The 1,178-nt window shown below is 44.8% G+C and carries 1 pseudogene; it reads right to left on the bottom strand.

The window, feature by feature from the left end:
- A pseudogene (locus MJ761_RS10815) lies at positions 1–1,178 on the bottom strand (hypothetical protein); the annotation flags it as partial.

Below are 1,178 nucleotides of genomic sequence, written 5' to 3'. Positions count from 1 at the left end.
CTATTTGCTACCACTGAGCCTCCAGCAGGAGTAGAAGTACTGTAGCTTGGCATCTCAATACCACCACCACTTACTGAATTAGGCGAAGTACCCAGTGCTGCTGCTATTGAGTTAATACTACTGCTAATTGAAGTTGACAGGCTGATCAGAGCATCTTGTGAAATATTGCCTGTAGGTAAATTGTTTACCGTTGTAGACAGATTCTTCAGATCGTTTTTCACGTCCCACAGCTGGCCTGCATTAACTGCATCGGTAGAATCTGCTGCCATACGGCCTGCTGCCACATTACTAATGCGCTGTGCTACACCATTATGGCTTGCATCATAGGCTTTCAGAGAGCTATTCCATTGCAATGCATTTTCTGTCAGATAAGAGATATTATTGATAATAGTGCTTGTCGACAGATCACCTAAATCCTTACTTAATGAAGACAGGCTGGATGAAGTGGCGGTAGATAAGCTGGCCAGATCACTTTTCACAGTAAACAACTGTCCGCCCACTACTACTTCATGTGAACCCTCTTCAACCTTACCTTCTTCCACATTAATAATCTTGCGATAAATGGGGGCACGAGTCAGATTATTTGGTTTTCCGGCATCAAATCCGTCTTCATCATTATTCCATTGCAGGCTGTTCTCTTTCAGATAATCAACATCTTTACGAATTTTCTGACTTGCAGTAGACAAACTGCTCAGACCAGTACTCGTACTACTTGTCAGCTTATCCAGATCATCTTTTGTTGTGCTCAGACTAATTGACAAACTATCGTATCCGGTCGATATAGAGCTATTGATGTTGTTGATTTCGGAAATCACTGTTGTCGAAATTACTGTTGACAAACTGTTCAGGCCGGTTGAAGTAGAGCTGGACAGGCTGAAGAGCTGGCCACCATTAACGGCATCGGTAGAATCTGCTGCCATACGACCCGCTGCCACATTGGTAATGCGCTGTGCACTGCCGCCATGACTGGCATCGTAAGCACTGCCATTCCATTGCAAGGCATTCTGTTGTAATGAAGTCAGATTCTGATTAGTGGCGTTCAGACTGGCCGTTAAGTTGTTCAGATCGGTTGTTGTTGACAACGATAGACTGCTCAAACCAGTGCTGGCACTAACCAGCCCTGCCTGAGTGACAGTCGACAGACTATCCAGACGGGTATTTGCTGCATTCAGACCAGA

The organism is Snodgrassella communis (assembly GCF_914768045.1).
Classification (GTDB): Bacteria; Pseudomonadota; Gammaproteobacteria; order Burkholderiales; family Neisseriaceae; genus Snodgrassella; species Snodgrassella communis.
This window is presented reverse-complemented; position numbering and strand designations above follow the sequence as displayed.